General features: G+C 64.9%; 19 protein-coding genes and 2 pseudogenes. 9 read left to right on the forward strand and 12 right to left on the reverse strand.

The window, feature by feature from the left end; all coding sequences use genetic code 11:
* Positions 1-149 precede the first annotated feature (149 nt).
* A pseudogene (gene trhA, locus IV498_RS08660) lies at positions 150-599 on the reverse strand (PAQR family membrane homeostasis protein TrhA); the annotation flags it as partial.
* Between the two features lie 251 nt (positions 600-850).
* Between trhA and IV498_RS08665 the strand changes: the two are divergent.
* Positions 851-1,633 (forward strand): isoprenyl transferase, encoded by a 783-nt coding sequence (locus IV498_RS08665; protein WP_330059339.1) that lies wholly within the window; start codon positions 851-853, stop codon positions 1,631-1,633.
* 473 nt (positions 1,634-2,106) lie between these two features.
* A complete protein-coding gene (locus IV498_RS08670) occupies positions 2,107-3,414 on the forward strand; it encodes a PhoH family protein (RefSeq protein ID WP_269046200.1) in 1,308 nt (435 codons plus the stop codon).
* A gap of 47 nt (positions 3,415-3,461) precedes the next feature.
* Here the strand turns inward: IV498_RS08670 and IV498_RS08675 are convergent, their stop codons facing one another.
* A complete protein-coding gene (locus tag IV498_RS08675) occupies positions 3,462-4,346 on the reverse strand; it encodes a hypothetical protein (protein ID WP_269046165.1) in 885 nt (294 codons plus the stop codon).
* A gap of 58 nt (positions 4,347-4,404) precedes the next feature.
* Here IV498_RS08675 and IV498_RS08680 point away from each other — a divergent pair, with 58 nt between their 5' ends.
* Entirely contained in the window at positions 4,405-4,914 is a 510-nt protein-coding gene (locus tag IV498_RS08680; protein ID WP_269046166.1) for a prepilin peptidase, read from the forward strand.
* An 8-nt stretch (positions 4,915-4,922) separates the two neighbouring features.
* A complete protein-coding gene (locus IV498_RS08685) occupies positions 4,923-5,393 on the forward strand; it encodes an NUDIX hydrolase (protein WP_269046167.1) in 471 nt (156 codons plus the stop codon).
* 29 nt (positions 5,394-5,422) lie between these two features.
* On the opposite strand, the pseudogene IV498_RS08690 reads toward IV498_RS08685, so the two are convergent.
* From IV498_RS08690 to IV498_RS08710, 5 genes and pseudogenes are all read right to left on the reverse strand, one after another.
* Positions 5,423-7,009, reverse strand: a pseudogene (locus tag IV498_RS08690) (MDR family MFS transporter).
* Complete coding sequence (locus IV498_RS08695; RefSeq protein ID WP_269046168.1) at positions 7,006-7,740, reverse strand: TetR/AcrR family transcriptional regulator; 735 nt, start codon at positions 7,738-7,740, stop codon at positions 7,006-7,008. The pseudogene IV498_RS08690 and the gene IV498_RS08695 overlap by 4 nt, the downstream one beginning before the upstream one ends.
* Positions 7,741-7,804: 64 nt before the next feature.
* Complete coding sequence (locus IV498_RS08700) at positions 7,805-9,238, reverse strand: class II fumarate hydratase (protein WP_269046169.1); 1,434 nt, start codon at positions 9,236-9,238, stop codon at positions 7,805-7,807.
* A gap of 131 nt (positions 9,239-9,369) precedes the next feature.
* Entirely contained in the window at positions 9,370-10,020 is a 651-nt protein-coding gene (locus IV498_RS08705) for a carbonic anhydrase (RefSeq protein ID WP_269046170.1), read from the reverse strand.
* Entirely contained in the window at positions 10,017-10,682 is a 666-nt protein-coding gene (locus IV498_RS08710; RefSeq protein ID WP_269046171.1) for a DUF4245 domain-containing protein, read from the reverse strand. The genes IV498_RS08705 and IV498_RS08710 overlap by 4 nt, the downstream gene beginning before the upstream one ends.
* 160 nt (positions 10,683-10,842) lie before the next feature.
* Between IV498_RS08710 and glpX the strand changes: the two genes are divergently transcribed.
* On the forward strand, positions 10,843-11,880 hold the full coding sequence (gene glpX, locus IV498_RS08715; protein WP_269046172.1) for a class II fructose-bisphosphatase: 1,038 nt from the start codon (positions 10,843-10,845) through the stop codon (positions 11,878-11,880).
* 176 nt (positions 11,881-12,056) lie between these two features.
* Positions 12,057-13,103 (forward strand): lipid II:glycine glycyltransferase FemX, encoded by a 1,047-nt coding sequence (locus IV498_RS08720; RefSeq protein ID WP_269046173.1) that lies wholly within the window; start codon positions 12,057-12,059, stop codon positions 13,101-13,103.
* A gap of 69 nt (positions 13,104-13,172) precedes the next feature.
* Here the strand turns inward: IV498_RS08720 and manA are convergent, their stop codons facing one another.
* The 4 genes from manA to IV498_RS08740 all read right to left on the reverse strand — a co-directional run bounded on the left by manA (position 13,173) and on the right by IV498_RS08740 (position 17,913).
* A complete protein-coding gene (gene manA, locus IV498_RS08725) occupies positions 13,173-14,432 on the reverse strand; it encodes a mannose-6-phosphate isomerase, class I (protein WP_269046174.1) in 1,260 nt (419 codons plus the stop codon).
* Positions 14,433-14,453: 21 nt separating this feature from the next.
* Entirely contained in the window at positions 14,454-16,070 is a 1,617-nt protein-coding gene (locus IV498_RS08730; RefSeq protein WP_269046175.1) for an LCP family protein, read from the reverse strand.
* The gene (gene purE / locus IV498_RS08735; RefSeq protein WP_269046201.1) at positions 16,067-16,609 is read right to left on the reverse strand and encodes a 5-(carboxyamino)imidazole ribonucleotide mutase; all 543 of its coding nucleotides are present in this window, start codon (positions 16,607-16,609) and stop codon (positions 16,067-16,069) included. The genes IV498_RS08730 and purE overlap by 4 nt, the downstream gene beginning before the upstream one ends.
* A gap of 83 nt (positions 16,610-16,692) precedes the next feature.
* Positions 16,693-17,913, reverse strand: coding sequence for a 5-(carboxyamino)imidazole ribonucleotide synthase (locus IV498_RS08740; protein ID WP_269046176.1), 1,221 nt, complete (start codon positions 17,911-17,913; stop codon positions 16,693-16,695).
* Between the two features lie 228 nt (positions 17,914-18,141).
* Between IV498_RS08740 and IV498_RS08745 the strand changes: the two genes are divergently transcribed.
* Positions 18,142-18,717 (forward strand): GtrA family protein, encoded by a 576-nt coding sequence (locus IV498_RS08745; protein WP_269046177.1) that lies wholly within the window; start codon positions 18,142-18,144, stop codon positions 18,715-18,717.
* A gap of 117 nt (positions 18,718-18,834) precedes the next feature.
* On the opposite strand, the gene IV498_RS08750 is transcribed toward IV498_RS08745, so the two are convergent.
* Complete coding sequence (locus IV498_RS08750; protein WP_269046178.1) at positions 18,835-19,548, reverse strand: TIGR03089 family protein; 714 nt, start codon at positions 19,546-19,548, stop codon at positions 18,835-18,837.
* A gap of 380 nt (positions 19,549-19,928) precedes the next feature.
* On the opposite strand from IV498_RS08750, the gene IV498_RS08755 reads away from it, so the two are divergent.
* Positions 19,929-20,519 carry a WhiB family transcriptional regulator gene (locus IV498_RS08755; RefSeq protein ID WP_269046179.1) on the forward strand — a complete coding sequence of 197 codons (591 nt, stop codon included), beginning with the start codon at positions 19,929-19,931 and terminating at the stop codon, positions 20,517-20,519.
* Positions 20,465-23,938, forward strand: a complete 3,474-nt coding sequence (locus IV498_RS08760) for a glycosyltransferase (RefSeq protein WP_269046180.1) — start codon at positions 20,465-20,467, stop codon at positions 23,936-23,938. Before IV498_RS08755 ends, IV498_RS08760 begins: the two co-directional genes overlap by 55 nt.
* Positions 23,939-23,940 lie beyond the last annotated feature (2 nt).

The following is a 23,940-nucleotide window of genomic DNA, read 5'->3' on the forward strand; positions in this document are numbered from 1 at the left end:
CATGAACCCGCCCTTAACAATGAAAGGACAACGCCTTATGCGTTGGCCTTTCACAGCAGAGCAGTACACCGCCCGCCAGCGCTACCGTGTTCCCGGAAACTTGCTACCAACTACATGGACTGGCGCTACCACCAAGCGCTACTCGCCAGCGGGGCACCGACCCAGAGCACACGAAACAGCACGCCCAGAACGGCGCCCACCCAAATCACCCACAGCAGCAGAGTTGCCTTCGCAGGCGGCAGAAGCAACGCGGATAACGGCGTGTAAGTGCCAGCTATCACCAGCATGATGTTGGAATGATCCAGCCGTTTCAGTACGGCTTTGCCCCGTGGCGACCAATTGCCACGGTGGTACAGGGCGCTGGTGCCAAAAAGCAGGACACCGGTGAAGGCATAGACAGCCGAGGTCACTTTAGCCAAGGCAGAGGGCGCAATGCAGATCAGCACGATGCCCGCGGCGAGGGCCGCAGGCGTGGCACCAAGGTGTATCCAGCCGCGCCAGGTTGGCTTGAAGTCAAGTGCCGGCACCAACTTGTCTGTGGCGGAGCCGGCATGCTGTCTGGAGTTTTCATCGGAGCTGCGGAAAGCCTTGCTCGTCATGGTCAGAATTCTAACAACGAGGCGCGAAGGGTTGGGGCCGCTGTCTCGTCCAAGCAGCGGCGCTGCCGGGGTTGCTGCTGGGCGCATGCGGCGGCACTGTCGTTAGGTGCATGCGGCGGCGCTGCGGGGACGGCGGGGGCTGGTCCGGAATTGGCGCGGCTGCGGGTAACGTAGGAAAAGCTGCGGCAACGCAGAAAAAAGCAGATCATTGTGGCCACAAGGCCCAGCCAGTGGAAGCCAGGTGACATTCTTTGCAGCCGTACTCGTGGCCACAGAGAATACCGGGCTTACTCTATGACTTCTACGAACGGCGGCTGAGGCGCTCGCTGGACCTGGAGCGGATCCCCAACCACATTGGTGTCATGGTGGATGGTAACCGCCGCTGGGCCAAGCAATTCAATGCCCCCACACGCCAGGGCCATCAGGCCGGCGCGGACAAAATCCTCGAATTCCTGGGCTGGTGCCAGGAGCTCGGCGTCAAAGTCGTCACCCTCTACATGCTGTCCACCGACAACATGGGGCGCTCGGCCGAAGAGCTGGACGTCCTGATGGGCATCATTGCCAATACCCTTGACCGGCTGGACGAAGACGCCACCATCAGCGTCCACGCCATGGGTGCGCCGGAGCTGCTTCCGGATTACCTGGCCGAGCGGCTCTCCGGTCTGGCCGCTCGCCGGCCCAAACAGGAGCGGCTGCATGTGAACGTCGCTGTGGGATACGGGGGCCGGCGTGAAATCGTGGATGCGGTGCGCGAACTGCTGCGGGACGCGGTGGCGCAGGGGCGGGACATCGGCGTCCTGGCCGACCAGTTGGATGTGGATGATATTTCCAAATACCTCTACACACGCGGCCAACCCGATCCCGACCTGGTGATCCGCACCTCCGGCGAGCAGCGCCTCTCCGGCTTCCTGATGTGGCAGAGCGCCTACAGCGAGTTCTATTTCTGCGAGGCGCTCTGGCCGGCTTTCCGCAAAGTGGACTTTCTGCGCGCGCTGCGCGACTACGCCGGCCGGCAGCGGCGCTTCGGCGCCTGAAGATACCCCAAAGGCGGCGGACGAAGGACTTCCCAGCGTCCCCGTCCGGACTTGCCGTCGTCGTGCGTGTCCCCGTCCGGACTTGCCGTCGTCGTGCGTGTCCCCGTCCGGACTTGCCGTCGTCGTGCGTGTCCCCACGACACACGGCAACCGTTTATCCACCGCTTCATTACGTGGCCGCGTTCATAGGCGTAGCTTGGTCTTATCGCCACGGCACACCGCCCGGCGGTCGGGAGGCCAGCTATGAAGCGCAGAATTTGCGCAGCATGCAGAGGAGGCCGCGCGCGGTCTTCCGGCGGCCCGCCTTACCCTAACAATTCCGGGTGCGTGCGCCCGGGGCTGGAGTCGATGTGACTATTTCTGAACGGGCACAGGATGTTGCAACGAAGGCTGCTGTGAGCAGCGCGTGGGCAGGAACGGGAGCCAGGAAGGCCGGCACAGCACCTAAGGATGCTGCCGGCCTTTCGCATCCGGTGGTGCAGCCGTCGACGGCAGTACGCAGCTACGTGGTGGATACTTCCGTCCTGCTTTCGGATCCGCGGGCGATCCTGCGTTTCGCCGAACATGAGGTGATCCTGCCGATCGTGGTGATTTCCGAGCTGGAGGGCAAGCGGCATGACCCGGAGCTGGGCTATTTCGCCCGCAAGGCGCTGCGGCTGCTGGACGAACTGCGGATTGAGCACGGCGGGCTGAATAAGTCGCTGCCGATTGGAACGGAGGGCGGCTCGCTGCGGGTGGAGCTGAACCACATTTCGGCGGAGGTGCTGCCGGCGGGGTTCCGAAGTGGGGACAATGACAGCCGGATCCTGGCCGTGGCGATGAATCTGGCCAACGAGGGCCGCAACGTCACTGTGGTGTCCAAGGACTTGCCGATGCGGGTAAAGGCTTCGGCGATGGGGCTGCAGGCGGACGAGTACCGCAATGAGTTGGTGCGCGACAGCGGCTGGACGGGGATGGCCGAGTTGGATGTGCTCGAGGACGAGATCGGAGCGCTGTACGGACACGAACCGGTATTCATCCCGGCGGCCGCGGAATTGCCCACCAACACCGGGTTGGTGCTGCTGTCCAACCGCGGCTCGGCGCTGGGCCGGGTCGGGGCGGACAAGCAGGTCCGGCTGGTGAAAGGGGACCGGGATATTTTTGGCCTGCACGGGCGCTCTGCCGAGCAGCGGTTGGCCATAGATCTGCTGATGGACCCCGAAGTGGGCATTGTTTCCCTCGGTGGCCGGGCGGGTACCGGAAAGTCCGCGCTGGCGCTCTGTGCCGGGCTGGAGGCGGTATTGGAGCGCCGCGAGCACCGCAAGGTGATCGTATTCCGCCCGCTGTACGCGGTGGGCGGCCAGGAGTTGGGCTACCTGCCGGGCTCGGAGGGCGAGAAAATGAACCCTTGGGCTCAGGCCGTGTTCGACACCCTGGGGGCGCTGGTGTCCCAGGAAGTGGTGGAGGAAGTGATGGACCGGGGGATGCTGGAGGTGATGCCGCTGACGCATATCCGCGGCCGCTCGCTGAACGATGCCTTCGTCATTGTCGATGAGGCCCAGTCGCTGGAAAAAAACGTCCTGCTGACGGTGATGAGCCGGATGGGACAGAGTTCAAAGATTGTCCTCACCCACGACGTCGCCCAGCGGGACAACCTGAGGGTGGGACGCCACGACGGCATAGCCGCCGTCGTGGAAACGCTCAAGGGCCATCCGCTCTTCGGTCACATAACGCTGACCAGATCCGAGCGGTCTCCGATCGCCGCCCTCGTGACGGAACTGCTGGAGGAGGCGGAGGTCTAGCAGGGGATGGATGCAGGATTTTGGGACAGAAGCCCGGCGGCCGCGGATCAGGCGGCCGGGCCGATGTCCCAGCTGATGTGCTTGCGGACGTCAGTGAGCCCCATGCTGACCTCCAGGAAGAGGTCATCCAGCATGTACTCATCCACGGCCAGGATTTCCAGGATGTGTCCGGCTCCGGCGGTGGAGCCATCCAGCGACCGGCTGGCGACGCAGACCCCGGTTCCGGCATCGATGCGGATGGCGGTACGTCCGGGATAGAGCAGCGGCGCCGCCGCTAGGGCCGGATGGTAGCTGACATTAGCGGTGAGAATGCTCTCCAATGAGGTGCGGCCGCCTTCATCAACGACCGTTACGGGGCCCACTTCGGCCACGTTGGCAAAGGGAAAGTCCAACGGAACCGGCGCGTTGCCGGCCAATTCCACTGGATCCAGCACGGCGGCGAACCGTGCATCGCCATAGGCTGGCTCCCCATAGGCCGCCTCCGGCCGGCGGCGGACCAGCCCGTCGTCGTCGTACACCGGTGTCACCAGGTAGGCGGGCAACAGCCAGGGCTTCCTGGTGCCACTGGTGAAGAGGGCGTCCTTGGAGTCGTTGATGCCCGTGGTGCTGTGCAGCAGGACGCCGCTCACGGTCTCCACGCGCAGCGCCTGCGGGCGGCGCAACCAGCAGTGCAGAGCTCCCGGGCCGGCATCCGGGGCGTCGGATCCCGGCTCGTTGTCGGTCTCACCGGGGGCCGCGCCTGGCCGGTCGGTGCTGAACCTGTGCTCAGGCCGGGGGTCGGGCATGGCAGCGGGTAAGCGATTGAACAGGTGCTCGGGCGTGGACGCGGACAGCTTGTCAGGGTGTTGCCACGAAAGTTCGAAGCGCAGGCTCTGCCATTTCCAGGGGGAGGATCTGCACAGGTTCCGGAACCGCTCCACCATCGCGTCCATATCCACAGTTTACGCATCGGGATAAGCGGAAAGGGAGGCACCCGGGTAGCATTCGGCTATGATCGTTCGCCTGAGCGGGTTATTGCCGGGCCATCCGGTGTCCTGGTGGATGACGGCGTTGGCATGCGGGTATTTTGTGCTGGTGGCCGTGCGGCTGAGCGTGATTGACATCCGCACCCACCTGCTGCCGAACCGGATCATTTTTCCCGCGTGTGCCGCCGCCGGTCCCGTGCTGGTGCTCGCCTGTCTGCTCTCCGGTGATGCTGCGGCCGCAGCACGCACGGTGCTGGCAGCCGTAGCCCTGTGGTGCTTCTATTTGGGACTTCGGCTTCTGCATCCGGCTGGGATGGGAATGGGGGACGTGAAATTGGCGCTCCTGCTGGGTCTAGATCTGGGTTTTCTGGGCTGGAGTCAGGTGCTCTACGGCACCGTGGCTGCGTTCCTGCTGGGCGGGGTCTGGGGCGTCGCCCTGATTGTGACGCGCCGGGGAAATGGCAGGACGCAGATTCCGTTCGGCCCGTTCATGCTCGGCGGGGCGCTCGCGTCCATGCTGTTGGTGTCCGGATAGTCTGAGGTATGCCAACCCCGGATTTTGTCCTCAAACTGCGCGAAAAAATCGGCCATGACCTGCTGTGGCTGCCCGGCGTGACGGCTGTCGTGTTCGACGACGACGGCCGTGTTCTGCTGGGTCAACGCGCCGACACCGGCCGGTGGACGCTGATCACCGGCATGCTGGATCCCGGCGAAGAACCGGCCATCGGCGCGGCCCGTGAAGTTCTGGAAGAAACTGGCGTTACGGTGCGGATCGAGTCTTTGGTGGCGGTGCACAGTGAGGACGCGATCGAATTCCCAAATGGGGACAAGTGCCAGTTCATGAACCTGGTCTTCCGTGGCCGGGCTGCGTCCGGGCAGGTCGCAGTCGGTGACGACGAGTCACTGGCGGTTGGCTGGTTTGAGCTCGACGCACTGCCCGAGCTCGCCGGCACGCACCGGGCGCGGCTGCAATGGGCGCTGGACTTCAGCGGGGAAACTCACTTCCAACGCTGAGCGCCCAAACCCGGGAATTGACCGCGGAATCAGGAGATGAGTTGCCCGGGCCCCGCGGCATGATCATCGTCCATGCCGGCGGTACTGCTCAGCGGGATCACCTTCAGGGTCAGCGCCAGAACCAGGGCCACGACCAGGAACGGCACCAGGTTCAGAACACCGGGCCCAGCGAATCCGCGTAAGCGGTGATGATGGCGTCCCTGACGGCGCCGGGCAGCGCAGCGAGTGTTTCGGGGTCCAGTGTCGAGGTGGCCTGGGGTGCTGCGTCCGCCGCACTGGCTCCTGCGCCGGTGAAAGCCTGGGTCAGTGAGGTCGCCAACCGTGTCGTGAAGATGGATCCAAATACTGCCACTCCCAGCGCAGCGCCGACCTCTCGGAAATAGTTGTTCGTGCTCGTGGCGGTGCCGATCTCAGTGACCGGCACGGCATTCTGGACCACGAGGACGATGACCTGCATGATCAGGCCCAGGCCGGCTCCGAAGACGAACAGCTGGATGCAGATGATCCAGATCGGCGTGGAGGCCGTCAGGGTCGTGAACCACAGCATGGCGGTGATGGTCAGGATGGCACCCAAGATCGGGTACATCTTGTACTTGCCGGTCTTGGAGATGGCGATGCCGGAGTAGATCGATGTGCCCATCAATCCGACCATCATCGGCAGCATCAGCAGCCCGGAGACGGCGGCTGAAGTTCCGGAGGACATCTGCAGGAACGTCGGTACGAAGGCGAGGGCTGCGAACATGCCCAGACCGAGGGTGAAGCCGATCGCGGTGGAGTTGACGAAAATACGGTTCCGGAACAGACTCAGCGGAATGATTGGATCCGCCGCCTTCCGTTCGACGGAGACGAAGGCGATGGCGGCCAGCACCACGACGGCCCCGCAGGCCCAGGTTAGCAGCGAGTCCCAACCGTAGAGGTTCTGGCCGGCCTTGTCCGCCTTGCCACCGAAGTCCGTGAAGAAGATCAGGGCGGCGGTGAAGAGCGAGAGCAGGACGACACCGGCAATGTCCACCGGCTTGGTGGCCTTCTTGTTCGGCAGGGTCAGCGTGACCCAGGCGATGGCGAAGGCGGCGATCCCCACCGGGATGTTGATGTAGAACGCCCATTCCCAGGTCAGGTGGTCCACGAAGTAGCCACCCAGGAGAGGGCCGCCGACAGCCGAAAGACCGAAGATCCCGCCCAAGGGTCCCATATATTTACCGCGCTGGTCCGCCGGGACGATGTCCGCAATGATGGCCTGCGAAAGGATCATCAGCCCACCGCCGCCCAGGCCCTGCACGGAAGACGACGAAGGTCCAGAAGCTCGTGGAGAAGGCGGCGCCGGCCGACGCCAGCGTGAACAGCGCGATGGCAATCAGGAACAGGTTCCGCCGTCCCAGAACATCGCCAAACTTGCCGTAGATGGGCATCACGATGGTGGTCGCCAGCAGATAGGCGGTGGTGATCCAGGCCTGGTTTTCCACGCCGCCCAGCTTGCCGACAATGGTGGGCATGGCAGTGGAGACGATGGTCTGGTCAAGGCTGGAGAGCAGCATTCCGGCGATCAGCGCGGAGAAGATGATCCAGATCCGCCGCTGTGTGAGAAGCAGCGGTGGGGCAGCGATGGCGGTGCTCATGAGGGTCCTCGGGTGGTGACGGAGGGGGTGGTGACGGAGGGGGTGGTGACGGAGGGGGTGGTGACGGAGGGAGTTGTGAGGGAGGGGGCGGTGACTGCTTGGGAGAAAAGTTCGACCGCGGCATGGACGTTGGTCAGCAGGAGGGCACGATAATCCTTGCTGGCGCCCGGGCTGAAGTACTGGGAGCTGGACTTTCGTGCGATGGCCCCAAAAAGCAAAGTGGCCATCTGCACCATCGGGTGATCTGATCTGACGCCCTCGCGCCGGGCAATGAGTTCGGCGAAATCCTCCTCGCGGGTTTCCGAGGCGCCCACCATCTTGGCCATGATCTGCGGCTCCTTGCCGATGACCTCAATCAGCTGGGCGATGTCCTCGCGCGGCATGGACATGCCCGAGGCGATGCCCAGCAGGAATTCCAGCAGATCCTGGAGCAGCGTGGGGGAAATAGTGCCAGCCGGAGAATCCTTTCCACCGGCGAGAAAAGCCGCTACCAATTCTTCGGAAACCTCGTCGTCAAAATGGCCGATGAGGGCGTCTTCCTTGGTGGGGAAGTAGTTGAAGAAGGTGCGGCGGGAAATGCCCACCTGCTCACACAGCTCTTCGACCGTGTATCCGTGCAGGCCGCGTCCCGCCGTGAGGGAGCGCGCTGCCGCGGTGATGGCCGCCCGGGTGGCGGCGCGCTTGCGCTCGCGGAGGCCACCGCCGTCGTCCAACTTTGCACTATCGCTCATTAGTACATATTTGCACTACTTACGTCATGGTGCAAATTTCTCCCGACCCCTGTACCCAGTTTTGTTACTGCGGCGGCTTCGTCATGGAGAGAACATCCAGCGCCTTGTCCAACTGCTCCTCGGTCAGTTCGCCGCGTTCCAGGAAGCCCAGCGCCAGCACGGATTGACGGATCGTAAGGCCGTCCTTGACCGCGTGCTTGGCGATCTTGGCCGCGTTCTCGTAGCCGATGAACTTGTTCAGCGGGGTCACAATCGAAGGCGAGGCTTCCGCGAGGAAGCGTGCGCGCTCCACATTGGCGCTGATGCCGTCGATCATCTTGTCCGCCATTACCCGGCTGGTGTTGGTCAGCAGCCGGATGGACTGCAGCAGGTTGGCGGCCATCACCGGGATCCCCACATTGAGCTCAAAGGCACCGTTCGTGGAGGACAACGCAATCGTGGTGTCGTTGCCGATCACCTGCGCGGCGACCATGATGGCCGCCTCGCAGATCACCGGATTGACCTTGCCCGGCATGATCGAGGAGCCCGGCTGCAAGTCGGGGATCGCGATTTCGCCCAGCCCAGTGTTCGGTCCGGAGCCGAGCCAGCGCAGGTCGTTGCTGATCTTCATGATCGAGTAGGCGATATTGCGCAGCTGCCCGGAGGCCTCGATCAGGCCGTCGCGGTTGGCCTGTGCCTCGAAATGGTTGCGCGCTTCGGTCAGCGGAAGCCCGGTCTCTTCGGCCAGCAGGGCGATGACGCGCTGCGGGAAGCCGGCTGGGGTGTTGATGCCGGTGCCGACGGCGGTCCCGCCCAGCGGCACCTCGGCCACCCGCGGCAGGGATGCCTGGATGCGTTCGACGGCGTAGCGCATCTGTGCGGCGTAGCCGCCGAATTCCTGTCCCAGCGTTACGGGCGTGGCATCCATCAGGTGGGTGCGGCCGGACTTGACGACGCCGGCGAATTCCTCCGCCTTGCGCTCCAGCGAAGCGGCCAGGTATTCCAGCGCCGGGATGAGGTCATTGATCAGCGCCGACGTTGCCGCAACGTGCACCGAAGTGGGGAAGACGTCGTTGGAGGACTGTGACGCGTTGACATGGTCGTTCGGATGCACCACCTTGTCGCTGCCCGCGGACTTCAGCGCGCGCGAGGCGAGTTCGGCGATGACCTCGTTGATGTTCATGTTCGACGACGTTCCGGACCCGGTCTGGAAAATGTCGATGGGGAAGTCGTCGTCGTACTTGCCTGATGCGACCTCCTCGGCCGCCGCCTCGATGGCCCGGGCCAGGTCGTCGTCCAACACGCCCAATTCGGCATTCGCCGTGGCAGCTGCCTTCTTAATCCGGGCCAGGGCCGCAATATGCGCCCGTTCCAGCGTGGCGCCGGAGATCGGGAAATTTTCGACCGCACGCTGCGTCTGGGCACTATACAGGGCGTTGACCGGAACCCGGACCTCGCCCATCGTGTCGTGTTCAATGCGGAACTGCTGGTCGGTCACGGGGGCGGAAGTCTCAGTCATGATTCCAAGAATAACGCCCGCCGCAGGCTCCGCCGAAACCGCCGGTGCGCGGATGCGCCGATGTGGAGCACAGGTTCCACGGATGATTCCATGGCTTCGGGGCCGACCTGCGGGAGCTGCCGCAGGCGTCGCTAGAGCGTGCCGAAAGTCGAGACCAGTTCCGCCCGTCCCTCGTCGAGGCGATAAGACAGCCCGACGACGGCGGTTCGCTGCTGTTCGAGCGCAGCGGCGATGACAGGGGAGGTCTCCACCAGCCGTTGCGCGGTCTGCTTGACGTGTTCGACCACCATTTCGTTCACTTCGGTCTCGCCATTCCGCAGCGAGGTGAGGACCGAGGGGGTGATGCGCTCCACCAGATCGCGGACGAAACCAGCGGGCATCGCACCTGTCTCCACCGCGCCCTTGGTGGCTGTCACGGCACCGCAGCTGTCGTGGCCAAGAATGACGATCAGCGGCACCTGCAGGTAGTCAATGCTGTACTCCAGCGAGCCCAGCACGGTGTTATCAATCACATGTCCCGCGGTCCGCACCACAAAAGCGTCCCCGAGGCCCAGATCGAAAATTATTTCCGCGGCCAGGCGTGAGTCGGAGCAACCGAATATGACGGCAAACGGGTGCTGCGTATTCACCAGGGCGGCGCGGTGAGAGGCATCCTGGTTAGGGTGTGAGGACGTACCGCTGACAAACCGGTTATTGCCGTCCCGCAGCTTCGTCCAGGCCTGTGCCGGCGTCAGCACTTGGCCGAAGGGGCGATCGGCGGCGCAGTCTTTGTGCCCGCTCATTTGCTTGCTCCCGCGGTGCTGCGTGAAGCGTCAAGAGAATTGACGACGGCGGCCGCCAGCACATCGAATTCCTTCAGCTGCGCGCTGCCGGTCAGGACCAGGGTTGTGCCCCCGTGCTGCAGGATAAGACTCTTGTCCACACCCGGTTTGTCCCGCAGTTGCCAGTCGCTGTTGCCCACCGGCCGGTCGCCGGTAATCGGGGCGTTGTTGGTGTGCTGCGACAACCAGGTTGGGTTCGACTTGGCCGTCTGCGTCAGGGCGATGAATTGCTGATCCGGTGTCACGTAACCGACCTCCCAGGTGGGTACTCCGTCGGGTCCGGCGCCGGACCAGCGGGCATAGTTGGTGCTCCAGCCGTCCGGGAGGACCGCTGCGGCAGGGGTAAATCCGGCGGCGTCCTTCGCCTGCGCGGCCACGGCAGCCACGTCCACCGGTGGCCGGTAGACCTGGGACTTTGGGTGCACATTGAGCAGGATGATGGGCAGGATGACGGCGAAACTGACCAGCAGGGCCAGCACCATGCCCATCACAGAGGCGTTGGCACGTTTGGCCGCCGCCGCCGGGATCACCGGCTTCGGGGCAGCGGGGACGGGATCCGCGGCGCGATCCCGGCCGGGCGTTGAGGTGTTGGCGGCCGGGGCCGGGTTCTGCGTTTCACTCACCCTTCTATAGTCGCCTATCCGGGCACTCTTTCGCGCATGAGACGAAACACACGGCGCTGTCAGGGCCACGGCGAACTATGATCGTAGGGACGGGAAGCCGCTGTGCACCTGCTGGTGCGGCGAACCCGAGTGGCCAACGAAACTCAAGGATGAGGTAAACGTGACTGACGCAAAACAGGCAGCCCGCTACTCGACACTTTCCCCGGCGCTGGCCGTGGGCGACGACGAACCGGACCGGAATCTGGCGCTGGAACTGGTCAGGGTTACCGAGGCCGCAGCCATTGCCGGCGGACACTGGGTGGGCTTCGGGGACAAGAACAAGGCCGACGGTGCCGCCGTTGACGCCATGCGGTCGTTGCTCTCCACTGTGCACTTCAACGGCGTAGTCGTCATCGGCGAGGGCGAAAAGGACCAGGCCCCGATGCTGTATAACGGTGAGCAGGTCGGGGATGGCTCCGGGCCCGAGTGCGACGTCGCCGTGGACCCGATCGATGGAACCCGGCTGACCGCCTTGGGCATTAACAATGCACTCGCCGTGCTGGCTGTGGCCGAACGCGGCACCATGTTCGATCCGTCTGCGGTGTTTTACATGGAGAAGCTCGTCACCGGGCCCGAGGCGGCGGACATGGTGGATCTGCGCCTGCCCGTTAAGCAGAACCTTCACCTTATCGCCAAGGCCAAGGGCGTAAAGGTTAACCAGCTGACCGTAATGGTTTTGGATCGGGACCGGCACCGGCCGCTGATCGATGAAATCCGGAACGCGGGTGCCCGCACCAAGATCATCATGGACGGAGACGTGGCGGGTGCCATCGCGGCGGCGCGGATCGGAACCGGCGTCGATGCCCTGATGGGGGTTGGCGGGACGCCGGAAGGAATCGTGGCGGCCTGCGCCATCAAGACCCTCGGTGGCGTGATCCAAGGACGGCTCTGGCCCACCAACGACGAGGAGAAACAGAAAGCGATCGATGCTGGCCACGATCTGGACCGTGTGCTCTCCACGAACGACCTGGTCACCAGTGACAACTGCTATTTCGCCGCAACCGGCATTACGGATGGGGACCTGCTGCGCGGCGTGCGCTACGACAAAAACAAGGTGCTCACCCAATCCATTGTGATGCGCTCCAAATCCGGCACCATCCGTTTCGTCGACGGGGAGCACCAGGCGCACAAATGGGAGTCCTACGCCCGCCTGTCTTAGTTGGCGCGTCCCCGGAGGCTTGACCGCAAAGGGGCAGCGATCGCGCAAAATGACGGCGTAAGGGACAGTGATCCCGCGAAATGACGGCGAATTACCGAAAAGCTCTGTCGCTTCGCGGGATCACTGTCGTGCGGGCAGCAGAGGCCGGTAGCGGCGGCTGCGGATAGGGTTGGGGTATGAGTTTGAGCGTGGAAGTGTGCACTGACCGGAACCGATGGGACAGCGAGGTCAACGCCGCTGGCGGCCATCCCATGCAGTTGTGGGGCTGGGGCCAGACCAAGGCGGCGCATAGCTGGACCGTAGAGCGGCTGCTGGTCAAAGGTTCGGCCGGTGACGTTGTTGGCTCAGCACAGGTGCTCTTCCGCCGGCTGCCGTTCCCGTTCCGATCGCTGGCCTACGTTGCCCGCGGACCTCAGGCGGCAGAAGGGCACAGCACCGAGGTGCTGGACGCCGTGGCCGCCTTCACCAAGGCCCGGCACCGCCCGGTTGTGCTCAGTATTGAACCGGACTGGCGGCAGGACTCCGGCCAGGCCACCGCGCTGGGAGCCGCTTGGTGGAAGCCGTCCAGCAATACGATCCTGATTCCGCGCACGCTGATCCTGGATCTGAATCGGTCCGAGGAGGAACTGCTGGCGGCGATGACCAAGAAAACCCGCCAGTACATCCGCAAGTCCTCCCGCGAAGACTTGTCCTACCGGCGGGTGGATCGCAGCGAACTGGCCCAGTGCCTGGCCGTCTACCGGCTCACCGCCGCGCGCGCGGGTTTCGGTATTCACACGGACAGCTATTACCTCGATCTTTTCGACAACCTGGGCGAGGATTCGCCGGTATTTGGCGCCTTCCGCGGTGAGCGCGTCGTGGCGTTCCTGTGGCTGGCCGCCAGCGGCAGCACCGCCTTTGAGCTATACGGTGGAATGAACGACGACGGCAGCACGCTGCGGGCGAATTTCTCCCTTAAGTGGACGGCGATTACGGCGATGAAGGAACGCGGCATCTCCCGTTACGACTTTAATGGTCTGCTCAATGACGGGGTTTCCCAGTTCAAATTCGGTTTCGCGGACCATGAGGATCAGCTGGCCGGAAGCTGGGACAGGCCGCTGTCGCCGCTGTATCCGCTCTACGCCCGGGCCCTGCCACTGGCCCGCAGGGGGATCCGGAAGGCGCGGGGCCTGCCCGGCCGGCTCAACCCGCGAAACCCGGGCAAGGCCGCCAAACCCGAGTGATACAGCTGGGGTTTCGCGGCAAGCTTGGGTTTCGCGGAATTACCGGGGCTGCAGCGCGGCGGGTTTGGGTCAGGGCTGCGGAGGGATGGTCACGGCGAAGACGACGGCGTTCTCCGCGGCACCGCTGACCGGATGCAGCAGGATCGGACTTTCGTAGGCCGGGATGAAGGCGCTGCCGCCACGCTCCAGACGCAGGTCTCCGCGCGGGGAGTCCAACAGGACGGAGCCGGAGACCGCGATCAGCAGCAGCGGGCCGTTCTGCGCCAGCGGAACCGGCCCATCGTCCGGACGCAGTTCCGCCCGCTGCAGCGCGAACTCCCGGAACGGCGGGGTCCAGAGCTGCTGGCCCAGTTCGGTTGTTTGTTCGGCGATCAGCGGTACCGGCTGGGCCGCGAAATCCACCGTCTTCATCAATTCCGGCACGTCCACATATTTTGCCGTCAGGCCGCCACGCAGCACATTGTCCGAGGAGGCCATGACCTCCACTCCCATGCCCCGCAAATAGGCGTGGATGTTGCCGGCCGGCAGGTAGATGGCCTCGCCGGGGGAGAGTGAGACGCGGTTGAGCAGCAGCGAAATCAGGACCCCCGGATCCGTCGGGTAGAGCTCCTGCAGACTGACGACCGTGGATAATTCCGCGGCATACTGCGAATCCGCGCTGTGCGGTGCGCCGGAGCGCAGCAATGCAGCGGTGGCGGCCGTGGCGGCTTCCACCGCAGTTCCGCCGCTAATCAGGAGTTCAAAGGCCGCACGGAGTGCCGCACGCTCGTCCTCGCCGGCAAGAAGGTGGCGGACCTCGGCCAATACGCTCGGTTCCGGCTCGCCCGCCTCCTCGAAGCGGGAGGCCAGGTCTTCCAGCAGGCTGAGCGTTCCGGCGATGGGACGGAATCCGCAGAGAGCCGCGAAGTGGGTCAGGGCCAGAATCATCTCTGGCTTGTGGTTGTCGTCCTTGTAATTCCGCTCTGCCGCCGTCCGGGGCACACCGGCCGCCTCTTCAGCCGCAAAGCCTGCCCTGGCCTGCTCCTGGGTGGGGTGCACCTGCAGCGACAAAGGCTGCTCGGCGGCCAGGATCTTGAGCAAGAACGGCAGCTTGTCGCCAAAGGCGGATTGGGCCACGGAGCCGAGGGCAGCCTCCGGATCGGCTTGGATCAGTGCGTCGAGAGCCATGGCCGTGCCATCGGGCAGGACCGCCTGCGAAGGCGAATCCGGGTGCGCCCCCAACCACAGCTCGGCCTCGGGAGAACCGGACGGCTCTCGTCCCAGCAGCTGTGCTATCGCCGTCGTCGAGCCCCAAGCGTAGGGGCGCAGCACGTTCGTCAGGCTATACATCGGTTCTCCTTGAGGAAGCAGCTATCCGGGCGTGCAATTGCCGTTGTTGGCCAGCAGCCCCTCCAGGGCCGCGTCATTGCCCTGTTCGGCCAACTGTTGCAGGTAGGCCTGCGTGACTTGAGGCTTCGGCGCCGCAGGTGCGGCAGGTGCGGCAGGTGCCGCAGCTGCGGGAGCCGGGGACGACTGGCCCGCCGCTGCAGGGGCCGAGGGAGCCTTTGCGGCACCGCCGGAAGCCGCGGACGGCACCGGCGCCTTCGTCTTGCCGGAGATCAGATCCTGGACCCGTGCATGGATCGTCGGGAAATCGGGATAGGTGGAGAAATTTATTCCAAAGTCCGGCGGCCCGATTGTGAGTCGCTGGAGCGGATGCTGTTTGGACTTCAGCGCCAGGTCCACGAAACTACCCAGCTGCGCGGCAGGAATGTCGGACTCAATAACTTTGGTTCCAGCATTGGCAATGGATTCGAATTTTGTCAGCACAGTGGTCGGGTCCATCTGGTGCAGCAGCGCCTGCTGGATGCATTGCTGGCGCTGGCTGCGCGAGTACTCCAGCACCCATTGGCGCGAGCGGGCGTACCACAGCGCGTGGTACCCGTCCAGGGTTTGTTCACCCGGGGCGATCCATCCGGTGGGGGGCAGATGTGTGCCGTCGCCGTTGACGTCATCTCCGCTGATCGGCACCCAGCCGCCGGCATTGATTTTGACCCCGCCCAGGGCGTCGATGAGCTTGGAGAATCCTGCCATGTCGATGAGCACGTAACCCTGGATTTTCAGGCCGAGGGTACCTGAGGCGGCATCCATCATCGCGGCCGCTCCAGGGTCCGGCCGGCCGGGATATAGGTTGGCGTACTTTTGTGTCACTTCGGTATAGAGGAAGTTGATGATGCAGTTGTCGCCGCAGTTGTAACCATCCGGATAGATAGCGTGCATCGGTGAATCTGCCGGGAACTGGGCGTTCTGCAGGTTGCGCGGGATGCTGATGGTGACGGCCGCGCCGGTCGTTGCATCGACGCTGACCACGATGATGCTGTCCGGTCGGCGCCCGCTGCGGTTGGCGCCGGCGTCGCCGCCCATGATCAGGAAATTGTAGCGGCCGTTCACCGGTGCCATGGTAGGCCCGCTGGCGTTGAAAATGTCGCTGATGGCGTTGCGCCCAACGTTGATCAGATAAGCACCGTAGCCGATGGAACCGGAGGTGAGCACCATCAGCACCACCAGGGCGCCGCTGATGATGCCGCGCATGCCCGGTTCCAGCAGCGGCGGCCGGATGATCCGCAGCGTGTCCAGGAACAGGAAGGCCCAGCCCAGCGCAAGGAACACCAACAGGGCGATCACGAAGATGGAGGTGAACGGGTTGGTGAAGACGGTGAGCAGTGCCACGCGGCTGAAAAGGGCGAGCAGCACGGCCAGCACGGCCAACAGCCACACCAGGAAGGTGACCCGCAGCGCCACTCGTCCCAATTTCCGGTTCCCCGCCACCACCTGGGCGCTGCCGGGCACCAGCAGGGTCATCAGCAGCAGCAGGAAGGCGCGTTTGATGCGCACCGGAGGCGGAGCCGCCTGCGGATAGCGGACCGGGTTGGTCAAGACCATCGGTTTTCTGGACGAACGTGAAATCTGCCCGCTGGTGATGCTCATGGATCCTGCCTAGCGGTCTGCCCAGGGGAGGAGTGTGCCTGCGGAGACGGGAAAACGGTTTGGACTTTTTGGGCCAGTGCGGCGCCTTTGGCACTGGCCACACGATTCAGCTCGCTGGCGAAATCTGCCAGCTCAATGCGCAGCTGCGCGGCCAGCGGATCCGTCCCAGCGGCGAGGATGCGTACGGCCAGCAGCCCGGCGTTGCGGGCTCCGCCGATCGAGACTGTCGCCACCGGGACGCCGGCTGGCATTTGGACGATGGAGAGCAGCGAATCGAGCCCGTCAAGGGTTTTCAGTGCCACCGGAACGCCGACGACGGGCAGCGTGGTTACGGAGGCCAGCATGCCCGGCAAGTGAGCCGCGCCGCCGGCACCGGCGATCAGCACGCGGAGGCCGCGCGCCGCGGCACCCTGTCCATAGGCCAGCATCTCTGCCGGCATTCGGTGCGCGGAGACGACATCTGCCTCAAAGGGAATACCGAACTCGGCCAAGGCTTCCGCCGCGGCCTCCATCACCGGCCAATCCGAATCCGAGCCCATCACCAAACCGACCAGCGGCGCTGCCCCCGACCCGGCCGTTCCAGTTCGGCCTCGGTTCAGCCGGTTCCTGTTGCTTTGCTCGCTCATCGGCTTTCCTTCTCTGCTGTTTCGGCGGCGGTCCCGGGGATCTCCCGGCCGGCTGCGGTGTCAGCCGGGCCATCACGTAGTATGGCCGCCACCAAGGCGGCCCGGTTCCGCAGCGCGGCAATGCTCTCGCCGGCGCCGCCCACCACACTCACGTGGCCAATCTTCCTCCCGGGACGGACGGACTTGCCATAGCTGTGCACTTTGACTGCGGGATCTGCCGCCAGAGCCGCCGGATATGCCGCAAAGATGTCCTGATTGTCACCGCCCAGAAAATTTTTCATCACCACCGTGGCGCCGAGCACCGTCGTCGCTCCTAAGGGCAGGTTCAGCACGGCGCGCAGGTGCTGTTCAAACTGAGACGTGGCGGAGCCGTCAATGGTCCAGTGCCCGGTGTTGTGGGGACGCATGGCCAATTCGTTAACCAGGAAGCCGACCTCGGAGCCGGGCGTTTCAAACAACTCCACGGCCATAACGCCGGTGACGCCCAGCTCTGCGGCAATCCGCAGCGCCGCTTCGGTGGCCGCGGCCGCGACCTCCGGCGCAAGCCCCGGTGCCGGCGCAATCACTTCGTCGCACACGCCGTCGCGCTGGATCGACTCCACAACCGGCCAGCCGTGTGCTTCCCCACCGGGGGTGCGCGCCACCAAGGCGGACAGCTCCCGGCTGAATTCCACCTTGGCCTCCACCAAGAGCGGGTTCATCGCCCCGAACCATTCCTCAGCGGCGCCGGCGGCCGCGGCGTCGTCGAGCATTTTGACGCCCTTGCCGTCGTAGCCACCGCGTGGCATCTTCAGCACCACGGGCCAGCCGTGGGCGTTACCGAAGGAGACGACGTCCGCCACGCTCCGGACCGCTGCCCAGGCCGGATTCGGCAGCCCCAACCGTTCGATGGCGGCACGCATCACCAGTTTGTCCTGTGCGTGGATCAGTGCAGCGGGCCCGGGCTGGACGTTGATGCCCTCGCCTATCAGGGTGCGCAGGTGCTCGGCCGGAACATGCTCGTGGTCAAAAGTAAGGACGTCGACGCCCTTGGCAAACCGGCGCAGGGTGTCCAGATCGCGGTAATCGCCCACCTCGGAAAAGGCCGCCGCTCCGACGGCGGAGACGTCCGGCGCTTCGGCCAGGACGCGGAGTTTGAAACCAAGGGCGACGGCGGCAGGGGCCATCATGCGGGCCAGCTGGCCACCGCCAACAACGCCAATAACAGGAAAAGTCACGACCCAAGCGTACCCAACGGTTTGGGCTAAACCGGGGTCGGCAGGGCCGACGCGGGCAGCTGGGGCACTTTGCCAGCCGCGGCTCGGCAAACGTCAAGCCTTTGCCCGTAGAATAACTTGTTGGCCGTTAGCTGGGGCCGCCCGCCGGAAAACGCTGATGCAGGCGGCCCGCGGGCGTCGGGAGTCCACGCCACAAGCCACCTTAGGACGCGGCCATTCTGGAGGATCATGTTTCAGTCACTTATCGAGCGCTTTAAAGGCCTTGTCGGGCTCTTTTGGCGCGAGGTCGCCAAATTTGGTGTGGTGGGTGGAATCGGTTTCGTCATCGACACCAGCATTTTCCTTTGGCTGCGAAATGGCTCGCTGGCCGATCATCCGACGAAGGCGAAAATAATCTCCGCGGTCGTGGCCACGATTTTCTCCTGGGTCGCGAACCGCTACTGGACTTTTCGGCACCGGCGACGCGCCAACATTGGCCGCGAAATCCTGCTCTTCGCCCTGATGAATGGCATCGGTATCGGCATCGCTGGCGCCTGCGTATATGTCTCACACTGGGTACTCGGTTTTACTTCAGCCTTTGCCGATTTTATGGCCGGAAGCGTTGTAGGCCTGGTGCTGGGCACCATCTTCCGGTTCTTTGCTTATCGGTTCTGGGTCTTCACCGAGGAGTTGGATGAAGAGCCGGGCTACGCAAGGGACCATGAGCTGATTGAGGGCGACGGACGAGAAGCCGCACGAAAGAAGGCGTCCCTGGGCAACGTGGCCGTGGACACCACCAAGCCGGAGACCGACTCCAAACACTGATCCGGGACCGGGTATGTCCGCAGCAGGACGGGAGCCTCGGGTCTGCGGGTCCTGCCCCGCGCAGGGTCCGGCTTCGAGTGGGCAGGGTCCGGCTTCGGACCGTTCGGACGGTCGAGACTAGCTGACGGTGACCTTTTCCGAATTAATCAGGGCCTCCGTAACCTCGACATCCGGATGGACCAGCACCAGAGAGCCGCCACCGGCCCAGATCCCCAGGGCAGCGCGCACCGCCTTCTCCAGCAGATCCGTCTGCAGCAGTACCCGCCCCGGCTTTGCTGCCGGCTTCGAATAATCGGTCAAGAGGTCACCGTAGGTTATTTCTTGACCGGCAGCCATGAGGGCCACGTCGTTATCGGAGGCTTTGGCGAAGGGTGCGAAAACGTCGCCATGAGCGCGCACCTGGTCCGCGTAATCCACCATCCCGGCGGGCAGAGCGCCGCGCCAGCGCATGTCCAAGGCACCCAGAGCGACGGCGACGGTCGTCGCCGCCGGCGGGGAGTCTTCGGGCCGTGAAGTCGCGGCGATCTCTACTGGTGCGGCACCCGGGCTTTCGGGGCTGAGCCAAAGGTTTGTTCCGCACTGCCAGCCAGCCAAGGCCCAGCACAGCGACTTCCAGTGCGCGGGCAGATCGAGCAGCAGCGTGGTTCCCGGCTCGGCGTCGAGTTCGTCGGTCAGGAAATTGGCCGTCTTGGCGGCCCAATTGTCCAGCACCCGACCGGAGAGTTCGATCCGCTCCTGCTGTGGTCCGTACCAGGTCAGTCGGGGCGCGGTCGGATCCCTCTGACGCAGGGCGGCCATCAATGTAGCGATACTGGAGCTTGGCGACGTCATAGCAGGCATACTTGTATCTTGCCATCGTTGGACCGGACATCGTTGGACCGGCTGTAGTTGGACCGGCTGGGAGGTCGCGGGACCGGCCCCGGTTACCGCAGTGATCTCAGGCACAGTCGGAAAAGTTTGCCGCCGCGCCTGGGACAGGTGCAACCCCAGAAATCCGGGCTTCTGTCCGCCGCTTTCCCGGTCGGATTTCGCCACGCCGGAGATGGTCCGCGAAATTTCCGGGCGTGGCGTGCCGGTCCGGAAGGGTCGGATGTGGATAAGATCAGCGGCCGCTTGACGCGGACCGTATTACACCGCTGTAATTAGAGCAATACAAAGTACCCGTTGACGCCTGCTGACAGGATGCGGCGGACACCTCAGGAGGGGCCATTATGGGACAAGCAGAGCGCAGTGCAACGGCATTTGCAGAGCCGTCCACGGCAGGTTCAGCAGCCCAGGCCAGCCAGTCGGCACTGGCATCGCAGGCATCCGCCCAGTATGGGTCGCGCGGTGTGCCCGCCGACTGGTACGTCGACCCGGCAGATCCCCTGGCCGCCGAGCGGTACAGCGCGGGTACCCGTGAGTCGCTGGACGACCAGGCTACTGCCTTCCTGTCCGACCACGAAGCCTTGGAACGCGACGCGGATCTGCGCTCTGACCTTCGGCGGGGACCGGCGGAACTGTTGCTGCCGCAGAACCCGCAGCCGGTGCAGCCCGTGTGGATCGGACTGCCGGCGCGCAAGGACGACTTCAGCGATGAAGGCGAATTGGGATGGCAAACGGATGCCCTCTGCGCGCAGACCGATCCGGAGGCCTTTTTTCCCGAAAAAGGTGGTTCCACCCGCGACGCCAAGAAGGTCTGCGGTGCCTGCAATGTCAGGTCCCAGTGCTTGGAGTACGCGCTGTCCAACGATGAGCGCTTCGGTATTTGGGGCGGACTCTCCGAGCGGGAGCGGCGTCGTCTGCGGAAGCGAGCGGTCTAATTCCTGCCGCAGTAACAGTTACCGCCATTGTCATAGCGCACGACGGCGGCCATTACCTCCCCCGCGTCCTCGCGGCCGTAGCGGCCCAGACCCGGTCCCCGGACGCCGTATTCGCCGGCGATGTGGGCTCGGACGATAACTCTCCGCAACTCCTCGAAGACGCCATCGGCAAGGACCGTGTGCGGCACGACGTGCCGACCAAGGGCGGATTCGGTTCGGCCGTCAAGGCAGTTCTGGAGCAGTTTGCTCCGGCTGGAAGCGCGGGAAGCGGGACCCGGACCGATGCGCAGTGGCTCTGGCTGCTCCACGATGACGCGGCGCCGGCACCTGATGCATTGTCGGAGCTGCTCCATGCTGTGGAACGGGCACCGTCGGTGACAGTGGCCGGCTGTAAACAACTTGAATGGGCGCAGCCGCGCAAACTCCTGGACGTTGGGCTGTCGGTCAGCCGCTGGGCCGAGCGCGTTGCCCTGATCGACGTCGAGGAACAGGACCAAGGCCAGTATGACGGGCGCAGCGACGTCTTCGCCGTGAACTCGGCAGGCATGCTGGTGCGGCGCGACATTTGGGACAAACTGGGGGGATTCGACCCGGCGCTGCCCAGTACCGGTGACGATGTGGATTTTTGTTGGCGTAACAGGCTCTCCGGAAACCGCGTGGTGGTGGTTCCCGCGGCCCGGATGTTCCATGTTCCCCGGCGACCGCACTCGTTGACCACACCGAGGTCCGCACGCAAAGCCGAGATCCATCTGCGGCTCAAACACGGGCAGTGGTGGACGGTTCCCTTCCTGGCCGCCGGCGCGTTATTCGGTGGCATTTTCCGCCTGATCGTTGGCATTGCCTTGAAGGATCCGGGCCATGGCGGGGGTCAGTTCACGGCAACCTGTGCGGCGCTGTGCCGTCCTTTCGCTATAGCGCGGGGCCGCTCCGCCGCATCCCGCACCCGAACGGTCGGACGTTCCGTGATCCGCGGCCTGCAGACATCCCGGCAGGAGATCTGGTCGCACCGGCGATCCATGCGCGAGTCGCTTGCCGTGGGAGAAGACGCCCGGGACGACGCGGACCTCAGGGACGCCGCCGCACCGATGCCGGTCCCGAGCGGAGACGCCGCGAATGACTTTGCCGCCCTGAGCAGCGGACCGCGCGGCGCCAAAAGCGCCGGCGTCCTGCTCTCATGTCTGCTGCTGCTGGTGGCCGGGGTGCTGGCGCTGTCCCGGCTGCTCGGTGCCGACGCGGTGGCTGGCGGGGCGGCGCTTCCGCTCTCCGACAGCCTGGGCGACATTTGGGAGAACGCATCCGCCTGGTGGATCCACACAGCGGCTGGCATGCCTGGACATGGGGATCCCTTCGGCTATGTTCTGTGGCTGCTGGCGGCGGTTGGCTTCGGCCATGGCTCGGCTGCGGTGGGATGGTTGCTGGTTCTTGCCCTTCCGCTGGCCGGTCTGGGTGCCTGGTTCGCTGCCGGCTCGCTGACCCGGCACCGCGGCGCCCGTTTTCTCACCGCCCTGATCTGGGGCGCTGCACCTGCACTGCAGGTGGCCATCGGGCAGGGAAGGCTGGGTGCACTGCTGGCTCATGTCCTGATTCCGTGGGTTGCACTCGGTGTCCTCCGGGCCACCGGCGCGGCCATCGGCAAAGGTCAGCAACGCCCGATCGGCCGTCCGGGTTCCGGTGGCACCCCGTCCTGGACAGCGGCCGCAGCCGCCGGGTTGGGCCTGGCTCTCGTCACGGCCTCGGCGCCGAGCCTGCTGCTGCCGGCGATTGCCGTCGTCGTGCTGTCGATGCTCCGCCTTGGCCGGCGTGGGCGGACGCTGTGGTGGTCGCTGCTACCCAGTGCCGCCCTGTTCGTGCCCTATTTGGTGTCCACGCTGGAACACCCGCGCGCCATTCTGGCTGATCCCGGCGTGCCGTTGCCTTACGTCAATGCCCCGCTGTGGCAGCAGGTGCTTGGCCAGCCTGTGCAGACTGGAACGGGCGCGGGTATCACTGGTCTGTCCTGGTTTGCCGACGGTAATTTTCCCTGGGCGCTGACGGCGATGCTGGCCGTGGGCGCACCTGTGGTGCTCCTGGCCTTGGCTGCGCTGCTGTTGCCCGGCCGCCGGCGCGGCTTGGTCAGGGCGCTGTGGGGCACGGCCGTGCTGACCCTGGCCAGCGGATATTTCTGCGGGCGGATCGCCGTTGCAGTTGGCGGCACGTCGCTGGTGACGCCGTTCAGCGGGCCAAGCGTTTCGGTCACGGCGTTTGCCCTCCTGGCTGCCGCTGTGCTCGGCCTTGACGCACTGCTGCGTCGACCGGGACGCGGACAGGATGTGCGCCGCCAACCGGTACGTGCCGCCGCCGTCGTCGTGTCTGTAGTGCTGGCCGCGTCCCCGCTGGCCAGCCTGACGCTGTGGACCGTACAAAGTATGACGGCGGCCGCCGGCACGGACGCGGCGGCCACTGCGGGCGCGGATGGTTACGGAGTGCCGACGCTGATTCATGCCAGTGCTGCGCGAACCCTTCCGGCCACTGCCGCGGATCGCGGCAGCGGACCCGAACGCAGCCGCACACTGGTGATCGCACTAAACGCCGATGACAGCGTCAGCGCCGCCCTGATGCGCGGCGCGGGGACCACGTTGGATTCCCTCTCCACTATTGCGGCGGCGGCCCGGATCGAAGGCGCAGCCGGTGCGGAGAACACTTCGGCACCGGGGAGCGTCAGCGCTGTTATTCGTAAATCGGTGGCGGCGGTTGTCGCCGGAACCGGCGTGGATCCCCGTCCCGAGCTCGCCACCTTGGGCGTGGGCTTCGTGGTCCTGCAGCACGGTACTACCGCCACCGAACTGCTCGCGGCACAGATCGAAGCCGTGCCTGGGCTCGCCACAGTGGGCCCCACCGATGTTGGTTGGCTGTGGCGGGTCAGCCCGGCCGCGACCGCAGCCGGACAGAATCCGGATATCGGTTCACGCGTGCGGATCGTCAATGGCGCCGGCGGCGTTCTTTCGTATCTCCCGTCGGAAGACACAGAGGTGGACACCACTGTGCCGGCAGGAGCCGATGATCGGCGGCTGGTGCTCGCCGAGTTGGCCGCCCCGGGTTGGAGCGCTTCCCTGAACGGCCGAAAGCTGGTCCCGCTAACCTCGGATTGGGCGCAGGCATTCACCTTGCCGGCCGGAGGAGGACACCTGGAGGTGGGCTACCACAGGCCCTGGTCATTGCTCTGGAATATCATCACCGTGGTGGTGCTGGGGCTGACGGTGCTGCTGGCCATCCCCATCCCCGCCACCCGGCGCCGGGTGGGTGCCGGCCGCACCGAGGCCTCGATGCGCAGCTCATCCGTCCCCGCCGCAGTTTCCTCGAACGCAAACAATGCGCAAGCAGCCGGACAATCCGGATCTGGCCGCACCAGGACATCGCGCAAGGTGGGTACACGTGCTTGAGG

This window comes from Paenarthrobacter sp. Z7-10, from assembly GCF_026932795.1.
GTDB lineage: Bacteria > Actinomycetota > Actinomycetes > Actinomycetales > Micrococcaceae > Arthrobacter_M.